The following is a 15,949-nucleotide window of genomic DNA, read 5'->3' on the forward strand; positions in this document are numbered from 1 at the left end:
CTTCTGTAGCATTTTTCTCTTTTAAATCTCGTTTAGGTTTTGCAATCTGCTTTTCAGGATCTAAGGCTAGCTTTAAAGAAATAGATTCATTTTTTTCCTCTCCATTAATTACAACTTGAGTTGTATTTTCTTCATACGCCTCTTTTTTTGCATATATACCATAGTTATACATTTCTGCTTTACAAGCAAAACTAACCTTGAAACGACCTAATTCGTCACTTCTTAGTACATCTATAACCTTATCATTTTCATTAGAATCGTATACAACAATATCTGCATTAGGTAAAACCTCTTGTGTTTTTTTATCCATAACGACACCAGATATTATTTTTTCACAATCTTGCTCTAAATCGAATTTTAATAAAATAGGCTGCTTATCTTCTGCATTTATCGTAAGCTGAGATGTATTTTCTTTATATGCTAATTTTTTCACATATATACTGTACGTCTTTGGTTTGCAATCCAAATTAAACTCAAAATGTCCAGATGCATCACTTATCACTACATCTATAATTTTATCATTATCACTGGCCTCATAAATAACGACATGCGTATAGGCCAATGGCTTTTGGCTATCTTTATCTTTTACAATACCTGATATTTCTTTTAAACAATCTGATTCTAAGTCTAGTTTTAATGAAGTAGATTCATTTTCTTCATTCTTTAATTTCTTAAGGAATAATTTATCATAATCATTTGTCTCACTTTTTAATTTTTCATTTAGCGAAAAAGAATTATGAAACACAAATACACTTATGATTGATAATATAAATAGTCTTTTTTTCATATTTTGAGAGAGAGGTTAGTGATTTTTTTTACTTGAGATTTTTAACAAAAATAACATTTGTTAACAATCACCCAACTTTTATTAAAAAAAATTTAGTTTTTTTTAATAATTAATATTACAATCTGCTAAAATATTGCGAATAACATAAATAAAAAAGTCATGGATCTATAGAAATAAACAACATACAACTAACTCATACCTTACTATAGATAAATAGATTAACAAAAGCACAAATCCCTTTAACTCTTAAAAAATATATTTTCTAATATTAGAAAGTAATAAACCTATAAAAGTTAAAAATCTCCAAAAATTATAATTCTTGGAGATTTAAATAATCTTATATGTATGAGTGAGTCATTTTAGGTCACAGTTAAAAACAATCGTATTAGCTTAATACTTGTTGCACTTTGTCTGCTGCCTCTTGAAACTCAGTAGCACTCATAACATCCAATCCAGAATTATCAATTAATTCTTTGGCTATGTCTGCATTTGTTCCTTGTAAACGTACAATAATTGGTACATTAATGGTTCCCATGTTTTTATAAGCATCAATAACACCTTGTGCTACACGATCACATCGTACAATACCTCCAAAAATATTAATTAAAATAGCTTTAACTGCTGGGTCTTTTAATATAATTTTAAAAGCTGCCTCAACACGAGCTGCATCCGCAGTACCTCCAACATCTAAAAAGTTTGCTGGCTCACCTCCTGCTTGTTTTATTAAGTCCATCGTTGCCATAGCCAAACCTGCCCCATTAACCATACAACCTACATTTCCATCTAGGTCTACATAGTTTAAACCTAGTTCACCTGCTTCAACCTCTATAGCACTTTCTTCACGTACATCACGTAAATCAATATAATTTTTATGCCTATAAAGAGCATTATCATCAATAGTAACTTTTGCATCAACGGCCATTATTTTATTATCACTTGTTTTTAAAACAGGATTAATTTCAAATAAAGACGAATCTGATTTTACATAAGCTGTATATAATGCCATAACAAATTTTGTCATTTCTTTAAATGCTAAACCTGACAAGCCTAAATTAAAAGCAATACGTCTAGCCTGAAATGGCAATAATCCTACAGCAGGATCTACTTCTTCTGTAAATATTAAGTCTGGCGTTTCTTCAGCAACAGTTTCAATATCCATACCTCCTTCGGTAGAATACATAATCATATTACGACCTGTACCTCTATTTAATAATACTGATACATAAAACTCATCCGTTTCACTTTCTCCAGGGTAGTATACATCTTCTGCAACTAAAACCTGATGTACTCTTTTACCTTCAGCAGATGTTTGGGGAGTAATTAAATCCATTCCAATGATTTGTCCCGCAATTTCTTCAACTTCTTGAAGGTTTTTAGCAAGCTTTACACCTCCACCTTTACCTCGACCACCAGCATGAACTTGTGCTTTTATAACGTGCCAACTTGTCCCAGTCTCACTTGTTAATTGTTTTGCAGCAGCAACTGCTTCTTGTGCATTTTGAGCAACTATACCACGTTGGATACGCACTCCAAAGTTACTTAGTATTTCTTTACCTTGATATTCGTGTAAATTCATAATTTGCTTAATAGTTTAAGAAACACAAATGTAAATAATCGGGTTTACTTACCCTAATATTTAATTATTAAAACTTTCAATAATTCGAAGGGAATTCCAAAAGTTAAATAATTAACATTTTGTTTAATTTGTATAATTTTTTGTTGATTTATTTTTTATATTCTTTAAAAAAATATCTTTGTCAAAAATTTGAAAATTATGTTAGAAAATCAATTGCTAAAAATTGCACAAGATTTTGGGAGTCCAGTTTATGTTTATGATGCTGAAAAAATTGAAAATCAGTATAAAAGGCTTACAAATGCTTTTAAAAATGTTAAGAAATTAAAGCTTAATTATGCAGTTAAAGCATTGTCAAATATATCTATACTTAAACTCTTTAAAACATTAGGTTCTGGAATTGATACTGTTTCTATTCAAGAAGTACAACTAGGTTTAGCTGCTGGTTTTTCACCAGATCAAATTATTTTTACGCCTAATGGTGTCTCATTATCAGAAATTGAAGAAGCTGCTAAATTAGGAGTTAAAATTAATATTGATAATTTATCAATATTAGAACAATTTGGGACAAAGCACCCTAAAGTACCTGTATGTATTCGTATTAACCCACACGTTATGGCTGGTGGAAACGCTAATATATCTGTTGGACATATTGATTCTAAGTTTGGTATATCTATTCATCAAATACCCCACTTGTTACGTATTGTAGAAAACACTAAAATGACTATTAACGGTATACACATGCATACTGGTAGTGATATTTTGGATATTGAAGTATTTTTATATGCTAGTGAAATATTATTTGATACAGCAAAACAATTCAAAAATTTAGATTTTATTGATTTTGGTTCTGGTTTTAAAGTCCCTTACAAACAAGGAGATATAGAAACCAATATTGAGGAACTAGGAAAAAAGCTTTCTGCTAGATTTAATAAATTCTGTAAAGAATATGGTAAAGATTTAACCTTAGCTTTTGAGCCAGGTAAATTTTTAGTTAGTGAATCTGGTAGTTTTTTAACTCAAGTAAACGCTGTAAAGCAAACGACATCAACAGTTTTTGCTCAGGTAGATTCTGGCTTTAACCACTTAATACGCCCTATGCTTTATGGATCCCATCATGATATCGTTAATATCTCAAACCCTAAAGGTCGTGAGCGTTTTTATACCGTTGTTGGTTATATTTGTGAGACAGATACTTTTGGAAATAACAGACGTATTAATGAAATTACTGAAGGAGATATTTTATGCTTTAAAAATGCAGGAGCTTATTGCTTCTCGATGGCTAGTAACTATAATTCTAGATACAGACCCGCAGAAGTTTTATGGTACAATAAAAAAGCGCACTTAATTAGAAAAAGAGAAACGTTTGAGGATATTTTGAATAATCAAGTAGAAATAGATTTTACCTCTAAAAAAGAAACTGCTTTAACAAAATAGCATTCTTATACTCATATTTTTATATAAATTCCTTTTAATGCTATATATATAGTATTAAAAGGAATTTTCTTTAAAAAAGACAGTTTTAGTAATAGATACTAAGAAAATCGTTCTACTTTTGGAACATAACAATATATTTAAATGAGTTTTACAAATCCATTAGTGTATGGAGTCCCTTGTTTCCTTGGGTTAATCTTACTTGAGTTAACGTATAGCAAACACCATAAAGACAAAAAAGATTTATATAATAAGAAAGATTTAATCGCTAGCCTTTTAATGGGAATAGGCTCTACAATTATAGCTCCTCTTACAAAAACGATTGCTGCCATTGTACTTTTTAATTATGTTTATGATGTTTTTAACCCGGAGATAAACGGTATTAGAACAAACATTATGGGATGGAAATCCTTTGGTTATGCTTGGTACATCTGGGTAATTTGTCAATTATTAGACGATTTTAGTTATTACTGGTTCCATCGTCAAAATCACAATGTAAGATTTCTTTGGGCTGCACATATTGTTCACCACTCATCAAACAACTTTAATTTAGGTACTGCAGTAAGGAATGGTTGGTTTACTATTTTTTACAAACCTTTTTTCTATATGTGGATTCCAGCTCTTGGCTTCCCTCCAGAAATGGTTGTGGTTTGTTTAGGTATTGAAGCCTTGTGGCAATTTCAACTGCATTCTGTTTTTGTACCGAAGCTAGGGATTATAGAAAAAATATTTAATACGCACACTATGCACCAAGTACATCATGCTCAAAATATTGAGTATATGGATAAAAATCATGGAGGCTTTTTAAATATCTTCGATAAAATATTTGGTACTTGGAAAGCATTAGATGAAAACATTGAAATAAAATATGGAGTTACCCATGCTCCCAATTCTTATAATCCATTAATTATACTCACTCATGAATATAAAGATATTTGGAATGATATGAAAAAATCTAAAAATTGGTACCATAAATTCATGTATGCCTTTGCTGCTCCTGGTTGGAGTCATGACGGAAGCTCTTTGACTATTAAACAGCAACAAAGATTAAACAAAAAAGTAAAGTAATTTATTGACATATTCGCTTTTAGTTATTGAACTCGTCCTGACCCTGACTATTACCTATCTTTTAAACTAAAAAGACTCATGTAAATAAAAACAAGTTGCATAGAATCTATAGATATTTTAAGGGTCTTGTTATGCTTATTATGGCTTAGATCATGTTAGAGATTGCCATTATTGGTATTTTAATTTTTGGAGGATAATGGAAAGATATGATATTAACTACTGATGTATTTAAAAATGTATACTTGATAAACTATGCTTATTCGCTTTTTGTAGTTTATATAGCATGAACAGGTATTATTGATCTACTTTACTTCCCTTGTAAAACATTTATAAAGCAAATAATAAAGATAAATTGGTGGTTAAGCTGTTTGCAAAACAAAAGAGTTACTCTCTTAATTTACCTGTAAACACACTAACTTTTGAATTAAACGGATTACCAGATCCACGTCTAAGCATTACTATTTGTCCACAATGCCAAAGTGCATCTGCAATGGGACCATTAATAATATTCCAAAATGGAAATTTATTATCAAATTGAGAAACCTTTTTAGTAAATCTTAAAATATCTGCTGCCTTTTTAAAGTTTTTTAAGGTTAGTTCTCGTTTCTCTTTAAACGAAAGTTCCAATTCAGTGTTATTTCTTTCTGATTTTGATATTGAACCAAGAATAAATTTTGATAACCCTAGTAAATGTTCAATAGTTTCAGCACTTGTACGACTAGATTCACTTATTTTATATACTAAATCTTCATCACGTAATCCTTCAGTAGCCCAAAAATATCTAAAGCCCAAACCATCAATCATTCTTGCTGCTACTGTTCCTGCTGTATAAGTTTTGGGGCACTCAGTAATTTCATAATAAGGCAATTCTTTATTAGTTACATTTTGAGCATTGAGATTCATAAATAAAAAAGCTACAAATACTATACATATATTTCTCATAATTTTATTATTCTTTTATTTAACAATTTTGATAAGTAACAAGTATCTATTTTATCTGTTATTCTTAATTTTTAGAATTTTCAAAGATATGTAATAACACTTACACTCCTTTTTAACCTAACCAAATTATTAATTTTCATCTAAATTAAAGCACATCTTATTCATAAAAGAAAAAGAAACAACAGATGTCTAAAAATAAACTACTGACTGTCTTATGTTTAAAATTAAGTTTTTTAAAAAAAATAATGCTTTGATTTAATGTAATACTATTCGAATAAAATCACTAAATTGTAGGTATTAATTTACATAAACTAATCTTTTAATCATGAAACATTTAATCACAAAAACACTATCTATTTTTATTTTTATGTCCCTTATTTTTTTAGTAAACGCATGTAGTTCTGAAGAAACAAAATCTGAAAATTCCCTAGAAACAAATCAAGTATTAAAACAGCAAAAACAAAACACTTTTGAGGCGTGGCAATCTGCAAACTTAAGCACTTTATTTTCTAAATTTAAAGATCAATCATTCTCTTATACTTTTAGCAAGGAAGGTTTTAAACAGAATTTAGCAAATGATCAACTTAAACATTTTCGATTTTACTTAGGCGTAAAAAATAATCAACTAGAAATTACAGTCTATGGTTTAACTGCTGATGAAATGAAACTACCAAACCCTCAAAAAGGTAAAATAACTTTAAATTCTACTAAATTTGAAAACTATAAAAATATTAGTACTCTTAATTTTGCTGCTAAACTAAAAAAAGTAACAAATAAATCTGCTAAAAAGCACATACTTGCTCTTAGTAGTGCTGTAGACTATATTGTAGCTTGGGAAAATGCTCTAAAAGATTTATCTACTTTAGAATCTAAAGTGTCTTATGATGCTATTAGAATTAGATCATTCACAATACATAAAGAAGCTATTGAGTTTTTAGTTAATAAAAATCAGTCTTCAAATATTGAGTTATTTTTAGGATTAAATAAAGAATTCAAAATGACTACAGTTTTTCTTGAAAGCGGTAATTTAGATAATAAACTTTCAAAACAAACTAATAGAACTTATGCTCTTGACCTTACTACTCCATGTCCGAATATGTGTGATAAAAAAATGGATGATTTATATAATTAAAGTTTGATTTTTGCCTTTAAGCTTATAAAATAAATAAGGATGATTATTAGAAATGTAACCATCCTTATTTTATTTTTTATTAAACCTAGTCTTAATTTATTACTAGAATAATTATGCGTAGAATCAAAATGTTTCTTCTAAATTGACTATTTTATTTTGAATAGCATAAACGACAAGTCCAGCTAAATTTTTTGATTCTGTTTTTAAAAGTAAATTATTACGATGCCCTTCAACAGTTCTAGGACTAATAAATAAAAACTCTGCTATTTCATTTGTTGTATACTGTTTACAAATAAGATCTAATACTTCTTTTTCTCGTTTTGTAAAATAAGTAGTATCAAAGCTAGATTTTACATGATCATCATTTTGATTTAGCAAACCTTCATGTATAAATTTAATAACTTGAGGATCGTAATAAAACCCTTTTTCTGCAACTTCTTTAATAGTTGTTAACATTAACTTTGGTGTACTATTTTTTGCCAAATAAGCAACAGCTCCAATGGAAATCATATTAACAATAAATGGTTTACTAAAATAACTAGTTAAAGCTATTATTTTAATACAAGGAAATTCTTTTTTAATAAGTTTTGTAGCTTCAACACCATTAAGTCCGGGCATTTTTAAATCTGTAATAACCAGTTCTGGCAAAACTTTGGCTTTCCGAAGTTTACTCATTAAATCATCACCATCTTTGGCATCAAAAAGAATATCAATTTGTTTTTCTTTACCTAATATAGATATAAGTCCTTGTCTAAATAACAATTCATCATCTGCTATAGCTATTGTAATTTTAAGCTCCATAATTGCAACAGTTTATAATGAATGTACTACCCTTTTTTTTTGAACTTTTTATCAAAAGATCTCCATTTAAAATAGCCACTCTACTTTTTATATTTTGTAATCCTAGTCCAGATTTTCTCTTTATTTCAGAGACATTAAAGCCTCCTCCATTATCATTATAAGTCATTTCAAACCCTCCATTCTCTTTAATAAGTTTAATTTGCATTTGCTTTGCTTTTCCATGAATTAATGAGTTATTTATTAACTCTTGTGTTATTCTAAAAATATGCAATTCATTAGATTTACTTAAATTATCTATAGTTTCAATCTTATAATTTATATTAATTGCGGTGTTTGATGTAAATTCATCAAACAACTCTTCTAAAGCTACTTTTAATCCAAATTTATCTAATATAGGAGGCATTAATTCATGAGCTATTTTCCTAGAACTCTCTATAGTTTTAGTGGTAATGTTTAATATATGATTTAAGGCTTCCTTATGTTTATCATTAAGGCTAATATCTTCAAGTAATACATGCGTCGTTAAGCTTACAACATTAAGTTTAGAGCTAATAGCATCATGTAAATCTTGTGCTATTCTATTGCGCTCTGCTTCCTGTACCTTGATAGTAGTCTGTAATATCTTTTTTTGATGACTCAATTTAATATTTACCTTTTCTATTTCTTTTTCTATAATCTTTTTTTTAGTATGATGAAAGAATGAAATTAAAGTGACAGCCATTATTATTAATAAACAGATACTTATACCTACAATACTTATCAGCGAATTGTCTTCCAATTAAATTATATTTTTGATTTAAAAATTTTATGCCATTGAATAAATATTAAAACCTGATAAACAATAAATAATACTGAATTAAGGATCCAAAATAATCTATTCATAGTTGAATTTAAGACATTAATAAGATTCCCTGAACAAAATATAAGAGTACTACTTATAAGATATATAAAAATACCATAATTAACATAAGCATATTCTATTTTTTCTGTTAAAGCATTATAAAAATACATAACTGAAAAAGAAACGATACTCAATGATGTTAATATTATTTCTAACAAATTAAACTTAAAATAAATAGATGGAGTTTTTACATATTGAAATGCTAGTATCAACATAATACCTATAAAAACAATTTCTACTATTCTTTTGTTTTTATAAGTTTTAAATAATTTCCAATAAAATAAACTCAAAAAAACAAATTGAAAAATGAAATAAAAATGAGAAAGAAAAAGGTTATTAATTCCCATTATATACAAATAATTAAACACAAGTTGAACAACTAAAACAGTTAACAAGTAGAAAGTAAATATTTTAAGACTTATATTTTTATTGTAAGCCCTAAAATATAAAATAGTGTTAACTAAAAGAAATACACTTCCTAGCAGTAAAAAAACTCTTTCAATCATATTTTAATTCAATGTTAAACAAAAAACCTATCCTTTCTATTAGCCATTAGCATATTAATGCTAATAGTGCCATTATCACTCATCACTTTAATACCGGTTAACAATATTTAAAATTAGACCATTTATTTTAGATAAAATAGTACAAATTTAAAAACAGGTAAAAATACCCGTTTTCATTTGTAAGTAAATAAGCGTTAAAAAAAAGAGTAAGTTAATTATACTATTGTAAATAACCAATATTTAAAAGCGGTATATGTATAATTTAACAGTTAAAAACGATTACATTAGAGACATTGGTGCCTCTAATGGAGTTATAGTTACACAAGGTAAAAGCTTTGTTTTTGATAATCAAGGTTCTCTATATTTAACAATTCCTGGAATGAATGAAATAAATTTTATTGATTTAGGAGACAAAAAATTAGAAGGCTACCCAGAGCCTACAGAAACTTAGGGAGTTCTAGTACGCTATAGTACTATTGACGCTTATTATAGATATGAAGGTCAAGGAGAACTTACAGCTACTTTTGATACTTATGGTACTTGTACTATTTCTACAAATAATGGCTCTATGCTTTTAATATCCTTACCAGAATTTAGTCTTTAAACAAATTTATAACACTTAATCAAATAAACATTATGGAACCATTTTTAGCAGAAATTATTATGTTTGCTGGTAATTTTGCCCCGAGAGGTTGGGCACTTTGTAACGGGCAATTATTACCAATCGCACAAAACACGGCTTTATTTTCACTTTTAGGAACAACCTATGGTGGTGATGGTAGGACTACCTTTGCTTTACCAGATTTAAGAGGTAGAATAGCAATGCATGAAGGAACAGGTCCTGGTTTATCTCCTGTTAGATTAGGCCAAAGAGGGGGCAGTGAACTTGTTGTACTGACAACTAATGAGTTACCAAATCATAATCATAGTGGGAGTACTTTAAATGGATCTGTTTCTGTTAATGAAGTTGATGGGTATTCTGATGAACCAGCAGGAAGAAACATAGGTATCTCTCCAACTGACACACCATATAATGACAAAGTCACTGATAGAACTATGGCAGCTGATTCTGTAAATATTACAGGAAACACTAGTAATACGGGGGGCAGCCGTCCTTTTTCAATAAGAAACCCTTACTTAGGAGTGAACTATATTATTGCTTTACAAGGTATTTTTCCTTCTAGAAGTTAATAAAAATTAACATTACGTTATAGCGTATCTATCATAATATTTGGTATTGAACTATTGATAATTGTATCGGAATTATCAATAATTCAATACCAAAAAATCATCATTATAAGATAATTAAAAAATGGAATCTCACCTTTGAAAACTAGGCTAGTACTTTATATTGGTATTATTACGATTTTATTTTGTTTTTGTTAATGCCATCTTAACTGCTAATACAGTCAATACAGAAGCCATAAACCATTTTTGGATTCTTAACCAAATTGACTTTTTAGAAAACCAATTCGCCATTTTAGCAGCAGATATTACAATCAAAAAATTAATCGAAAAACTTATTATTTGAACAATTCCGAGTTGAAAACTTTGACTTAAAATCGAACCATATTCAAGTTTTATAAATTGTGAAAAAAATGAAAGATAAAACACAGCCATTTTTGGATTTAGAACATTTATTAATAATCCAATATTAAAAAGTTTAAGAGGCATATCTGATTTCAAATTTTTATCGGCATCAAATATTTTGTTTTTCGAAATGACAGTATTATAAGCCAAATAAAATAATTATCCAACACCTAAAAATTTAACTGCTACATATGATAAGGTACTGCAAAGAAAATAGCAGTTAACCCAAAAGAAACCATTAATATATGAAATAAAAACCCACTCATTATTCCTAAAAGAGATATGATTCCAGCCTTTTTTCCGTGTGATAATTATCTAGAAATTAAATAAATCATATTCGATCCAGGAGACAGAACCATAATTAATGATGCTAATACTAATAAATCATTAACAAGTATCATTTTTTAAGGTTAATTTATCTACTGTAGATTTATACTTTTTTTTAGTCATTTAAGTATAGTTTAATACTATTAAAAATAAATTATTCTTGATTTTTTAGTTTTTATCTCCCGTGACATCAACTAATTAATCCTTAATTGTTTCTTGATTTGAGATAGGATTGATTCCATATTTATCAAATAAATATACCAAAGCGGTCATGGTTGCAGCTCCTAATTCTAACTCTCTCTTATTTATAGCGTCAAATGTATCATTACTAGCATGATGATGATCGAAATACCGTTGACTATCTGGTCGTAAGCCAGCAAGTACATTTGAGTCTGTTTTAAGCGGTCCTACATCTGCTCCACTTCCACCCTTTTCAAAATAATGAATTAAGTAAAGTTTAAATAATGGTTTCCAACTTAATACTTGATTGAAACTGGCATCGTTACAATCGAAACTAAAACCTCGAGGTGTAAACCCTCCTGAATCACTTTCTAAAGCAAAAACATGGTTCTCTCCTTTTTGTTTTGCGACCTCTGCATATTTTTTACCACCTCGTAATCCATTTTCTTCATTCATGAATAGCACAACTCTAATACTTCGTTTAGGCTTAATTCCTGATGCTTTTAGTAATCTTAAAACATCCATAGATTGTACTACTCCAGCCCCATCATCGTGCGAACCGTCACCTAAATCCCAAGAATCTAAATGTCCTCCAACGATCATATATTCATTAGGATACTCGCTTCCTGTAATTTGTCCAATAACATTATAAGATTGTACATCTTTAAGTTGCTTACAGCTTTGTTTGAAATATAATTTAATAGAACTATTCAATTTCAACATAGTACTTAACAATTCAGCATCATTAGTACTTATTGCTGCAGATGGAATACGCTTATCTATAGAAGTATCTGCATAAGTCATACTTCCTGTATGTGGCAAATCGTCTAAACGTAAATTCATTGAACGTACAATGACACCAATTGCTCCATATTTTGATGCTTCTACTGCTCCTTTATAACGTTGGTTTACACAACCTCCATAAGCAGCAAACGTATTAATTAAATCGGCTTGCATTGGTCTGTTATAAAACACAATTTTACCTTCTATTTTATCTTTTCCTAAAGCTTCTAAGTCTTCAAAATTTTTAACTTCAACAACATTTGCTTTTAGTCCTAGTGCTGGAGTTGCTATCGAGCCTCCCAGTGCACATATATTAACTGTAGTGGTTTTCCCTGGACTTGTTTCTATAAAAGCATATTCTTTTGCTCCCCTAACCCATCTAGGAACCATTACTGGTTGTAGCCATACTTTATCTAATCCTAATTTGTCAAGTTCTTCTTTTGTATAAGCTACTGCTCTTTCTGCTCCTAAAGATCCTGATAGGCGACTTCCTATTTGATTTGACAAATGGTTTAACCAATGGTAACTTTTACCATTGGTTAATGATTGTGTGTATATTTTTTTTAAAATTTCTTGATCTGTTTGAGACGAAACAGATATAGAAATTAATAGAATTATAAGAAAAATATATTTTTTCATTTATTAAGTTTATTAAATAGGTTCATACAACTACTAGGAATTTAAGTTTAAAGATAGTGTTTCTGTAAAAAAACAAACCTTAACAAAGGCATAAAACTGTGTTAAGAAGCAGGAGCCTTTATGCGTTAACGATTGAAGCGGCATCCTTTTTAGCAAAACTATCCTGAATTTGTTCAGGATAGTTTTGCTAAAAAGATATAGCGGAAAGCGTGTTAAAACGCCAAAAAACTACTCTTTATTAAGTTGTTGTTTATATAATTCAATATTTGCTTTAATGTCGTTATTGAGTTCTGGCTCTTTAATATCTGTATAAGTACTTAATGTATCATAAATAATTTTAGCCACTAAGTAACGCGCAGTAGGTTTATCATCTGCTGGAATGGTAAACCATGGAGCATGTGCTTTAGATGTTCTATTTATTGCATCTTCATAACATTCCTGATATTTATCCCAAAGTTTACGCTCTTTTAAATCTCCTGGTGAGAATTTCCAGTTTTTTTCTTGTTTTTCTAAGCGACGAAGTAATCTGTTCTTTTGTTCTTCTTTTGATAGGTTTAAAAAGAATTTAAATATTATGGTTCCGTTTTCTGTTATGTGTTTTTCAAAATTATTGATTTGTTCAAAACGTTTATCCCAAAAAACCTCATTAATAACTTCTACAGAATTTACTGTTGGTATATTTTCTCCTAAAATATAGTGAGGGTGTACACGTGTAACTAAAACATTTTCATAATGTGTTCTATTAAAAACTCCAAATTTTCCTCTTGCTGGTAATGCTATATAGTGCCTCCACAAATAGTCATGTTCTAACTCCAACTCTGTAGGTACTTTAAAACTATGTACAACAACACCTCGTGCATTAAAATCTTTAAAAACTTCGCGTATCAAACTATCTTTCCCAGAAGTATCCATACCTTGCAAACAAATTAAAACAGCATATTTATTGTGTGCATATAACGTGTCTTGAAGTTTACCTAACTTTCTTCTTACGCTTTTTAACTCGCCTTCAATATGTTTTTTATTTGCTCCTAAATTTATTTTTGTTGGTTGTTTTGATAGATTTATTTTAGAAGTGATTTTAAAATTATTCAAGTTTATTTCTTCCATAGTATGTGATAATTAATAATATTCTATAAATATAGTGAATCCATAATTTCGATGAATAACACATATATGTATAATCTTTTTAATAAATTGCGACTCTTATTTACACAATATCCCTAATTACATGAAAAAAATTATCCTATTATTCTTATTTACAGCTTCTTTAACCATTAATGGACAAGTACACTGTGATGATGCCAATGCTTACTTAGTTAGTGCATATTCACATGTTAAAACTTCCTACGAAGCTAATAATATAAGTCATCTAAAATATTATGCTAATAGATCTGTCGAGTCTTTTAAACTTGCACAAACAGAATTAGATATCTGTGATTGCGTTGAAGCAAAAAAACTGGCTGATAAAAGCATGAAGTTATTAGTACAAGTTGATGATGCTGAAACTTATGAAGACGGACGTTTTTTTGTAAAACGTGCTAGAGAACTTAGTAAGGAATGTGTTATTGAAATTGATAAATGCTCTATAGCTAGTGATAGTGATGAAGGCACAGCATCTTCTACAGAAGATAGTAATGACCTTGACGAATTACAACAAGAACAGTTAAAATTACAACAACAACAAGAAGCTCTATTACTTAAAGCTGAACAAATAAAATCTAGACTAGCCGAACAAAAAGAAAGAGCATTGTTAATTGAAAAGAAAGAATTAATTCTCTCTTATGAAAATGTCCTTACATCTAACATTGAGATGTATAATAAATCTTTAGATGATTGTGATTGTGAGCAACAAGCTATTAACAATATTACTTCGCCTAGTGATATTTCTGAAAAAAGTTTTGAAGATATTAAAAAACACTACATAGCTAATCTTAAAGCATTAGCTTCAAAATACTTATCAAAACTAAATGCATGCAAGTAATAATTACTTTTTAAAATAAAAAATAAGCCCCATAAAATAGTTATTTTATGGGGCTTATTTTTTATTTTACTTATCTATATTATCTATATTATTTACTCGCAAATAACTTGACATCAGTTTCGCTTACTTCTTTTCCTCCTAAAATAATTAAACGTTCAATTACATTTCGAAGCTCTCTAATATTTCCTGTCCAATCATATTCTTGAAGTAATTTTATAGCTTTATCTGAAAACATTTTTTTCACACTTCCTTGCTCGCTTGCTATCTTTTCTGAAAAATGTTTTACCAATAAAGGAATATCATCACGCCTGTCATTTAAAGCTGGTACTTTAACTAGAATAACGGCTAGTCTATGGTATAAATCTTCACGAAACCTACCTTCTGCTATCTCTTTTTTTAAATCTTTATTTGTTGCAGCCAGAACTCGTACATTAACCTTTATATCTTTATCACTACCAACACGTTGAATTCTACTTTCTTGTAATGCTCTTAAAACCTTAGCTTGTGCTGGTAAACTCATATCTCCTATTTCATCAAGAAAAATGGTACCCCCATTTGCTGCTTCAAACTTTCCTGCTCTATCTTTATTAGCACTTGTAAAAGCGCCTTTTACATGACCAAACAATTCGCTTTCTATTAACTCGCTCGGTATTGCAGCACAGTTTACTTCTATTAAATTAGCTTTTGCTCTATCACTTTTTTCATGTAACCAATGTGCAACTAATTCTTTACCTGTACCATTTGGGCCTGTAATTAAAACTCTGGCATCTGTTGGAGCTACTTTATCTATAATATCCTTGATTTGCGAAATAGCTTCACTCTCACCAATCATTTCATATTTCTTGCTTACTTTTTTCTTTAAAATTTTGTTTTCTACAACCAATTCTTTTCGGTCTAAAGCAATACGAACGGTATTAAGTAAACGATTTAAATCTGGTGGTTTTGAAATATAATCAAAAGCACCTAAGCGCATTGTATTTACAGCTGTATCTAAATCTCCATGTCCTGAAATCATAACAATAGGTATTTCTGGTTTAATCTTTTTTACAGCTTCTAATACTTCTACACCATCCATTTTTGGCATTTTAATATCACAAAGTATTAAGTCAAAATCTTCATTTTTTATTTTTTCAATTCCTAATAAGCCATCTTCTGCTTCTTCTACTTGATAGGTATCATTTTCTTCTGAAAGAATTTTAACAAGCACACGTCTAATGGCAGCTTCATCTTCTATTACTAATATTTTTGACATATTTATATTTTATATTTAAGTCTAGTTCTTAAATAAAACGTACTTACATCGTT

14 protein-coding genes and 1 pseudogene are annotated in these 15,949 nt (G+C 29.1%); 6 read left to right on the forward strand and 9 right to left on the reverse strand.

Annotated elements, in window-relative coordinates; all coding sequences use genetic code 11:
- Positions 1-379: 379 nt before the first annotated feature.
- A pseudogene (locus A8C32_RS21175) lies at positions 380-787 on the reverse strand (carboxypeptidase regulatory-like domain-containing protein); the annotation flags it as partial.
- Positions 788-1,172: 385 nt separating this feature from the next.
- The gene (sucC, locus tag A8C32_RS16730; protein WP_069831542.1) at positions 1,173-2,363 is read right to left on the reverse strand and encodes an ADP-forming succinate--CoA ligase subunit beta; all 1,191 of its coding nucleotides are present in this window, start codon (positions 2,361-2,363) and stop codon (positions 1,173-1,175) included.
- A gap of 198 nt (positions 2,364-2,561) precedes the next feature.
- On the opposite strand from sucC, the gene lysA reads away from it, so the two are divergent.
- Positions 2,562-3,797, forward strand: coding sequence for a diaminopimelate decarboxylase (gene lysA, locus A8C32_RS16735; RefSeq protein ID WP_069831543.1), 1,236 nt, complete (start codon positions 2,562-2,564; stop codon positions 3,795-3,797).
- 141 nt (positions 3,798-3,938) lie between these two features.
- Positions 3,939-4,862 (forward strand): sterol desaturase family protein, encoded by a 924-nt coding sequence (locus A8C32_RS16740; RefSeq protein ID WP_069831544.1) that lies wholly within the window; start codon positions 3,939-3,941, stop codon positions 4,860-4,862.
- Positions 4,863-5,246: 384 nt separating this feature from the next.
- On the opposite strand, the gene A8C32_RS16745 is transcribed toward A8C32_RS16740, so the two are convergent.
- A complete protein-coding gene (locus tag A8C32_RS16745) occupies positions 5,247-5,804 on the reverse strand; it encodes a hypothetical protein (RefSeq protein WP_069831545.1) in 558 nt (185 codons plus the stop codon).
- A 325-nt stretch (positions 5,805-6,129) separates the two neighbouring features.
- Between A8C32_RS16745 and A8C32_RS16750 the strand changes: the two genes are divergently transcribed.
- Positions 6,130-6,936, forward strand: a complete 807-nt coding sequence (locus tag A8C32_RS16750) for a hypothetical protein (RefSeq protein WP_069831546.1) — start codon at positions 6,130-6,132, stop codon at positions 6,934-6,936.
- 123 nt (positions 6,937-7,059) lie between these two features.
- Here the strand turns inward: A8C32_RS16750 and A8C32_RS16755 are convergent, their stop codons facing one another.
- Both A8C32_RS16755 and A8C32_RS16760 read right to left on the reverse strand, forming a co-directional pair.
- Positions 7,060-7,737 carry a response regulator transcription factor gene (locus A8C32_RS16755; RefSeq protein WP_069831547.1) on the reverse strand — a complete coding sequence of 226 codons (678 nt, stop codon included), beginning with the start codon at positions 7,735-7,737 and terminating at the stop codon, positions 7,060-7,062.
- Positions 7,727-8,458, reverse strand: a complete 732-nt coding sequence (locus A8C32_RS16760) for a sensor histidine kinase (RefSeq protein WP_093455673.1) — start codon at positions 8,456-8,458, stop codon at positions 7,727-7,729. The genes A8C32_RS16755 and A8C32_RS16760 overlap by 11 nt, the downstream gene beginning before the upstream one ends.
- Positions 8,459-9,397: 939 nt before the next feature.
- Here A8C32_RS16760 and A8C32_RS16770 point away from each other — a divergent pair.
- The gene (locus A8C32_RS16770; RefSeq protein ID WP_069831550.1) at positions 9,398-9,595 is read left to right on the forward strand and encodes a hypothetical protein; all 198 of its coding nucleotides are present in this window, start codon (positions 9,398-9,400) and stop codon (positions 9,593-9,595) included.
- 185 nt (positions 9,596-9,780) lie between these two features.
- On the forward strand, positions 9,781-10,335 hold the full coding sequence (locus A8C32_RS16775; RefSeq protein ID WP_069831551.1) for a phage tail protein: 555 nt from the start codon (positions 9,781-9,783) through the stop codon (positions 10,333-10,335).
- A 177-nt stretch (positions 10,336-10,512) separates the two neighbouring features.
- On the opposite strand, the gene A8C32_RS21180 is transcribed toward A8C32_RS16775, so the two are convergent.
- The 3 genes from A8C32_RS21180 to A8C32_RS16790 form a co-directional block, all read right to left on the reverse strand.
- Positions 10,513-10,884, reverse strand: coding sequence for a LysE family translocator (locus A8C32_RS21180; RefSeq protein WP_240491774.1), 372 nt, complete (start codon positions 10,882-10,884; stop codon positions 10,513-10,515).
- A 375-nt stretch (positions 10,885-11,259) separates the two neighbouring features.
- Positions 11,260-12,663 carry a M20/M25/M40 family metallo-hydrolase gene (locus A8C32_RS16785; RefSeq protein WP_069831552.1) on the reverse strand — a complete coding sequence of 468 codons (1,404 nt, stop codon included), beginning with the start codon at positions 12,661-12,663 and terminating at the stop codon, positions 11,260-11,262.
- A 228-nt stretch (positions 12,664-12,891) separates the two neighbouring features.
- Positions 12,892-13,770, reverse strand: a complete 879-nt coding sequence (locus tag A8C32_RS16790; RefSeq protein WP_069831553.1) for a PPK2 family polyphosphate kinase — start codon at positions 13,768-13,770, stop codon at positions 12,892-12,894.
- Between the two features lie 121 nt (positions 13,771-13,891).
- Here A8C32_RS16790 and A8C32_RS16795 point away from each other — a divergent pair, with 121 nt between their 5' ends.
- Positions 13,892-14,644 carry a hypothetical protein gene (locus tag A8C32_RS16795; RefSeq protein ID WP_069831554.1) on the forward strand — a complete coding sequence of 251 codons (753 nt, stop codon included), beginning with the start codon at positions 13,892-13,894 and terminating at the stop codon, positions 14,642-14,644.
- A gap of 88 nt (positions 14,645-14,732) precedes the next feature.
- Here A8C32_RS16795 and A8C32_RS16800 read toward each other — a convergent pair whose 3' ends face one another.
- The gene (locus A8C32_RS16800) at positions 14,733-15,896 is read right to left on the reverse strand and encodes a sigma-54-dependent transcriptional regulator (RefSeq protein WP_069831555.1); all 1,164 of its coding nucleotides are present in this window, start codon (positions 15,894-15,896) and stop codon (positions 14,733-14,735) included.
- Between the last annotated feature and the right edge of the window lie 53 nt (positions 15,897-15,949).

It is taken from the genome of Flavivirga aquatica (genome assembly GCF_001747085.1).
In the GTDB taxonomy this organism is placed as follows: Bacteria; Bacteroidota; Bacteroidia; order Flavobacteriales; family Flavobacteriaceae; genus Algibacter_C; species Algibacter_C aquatica.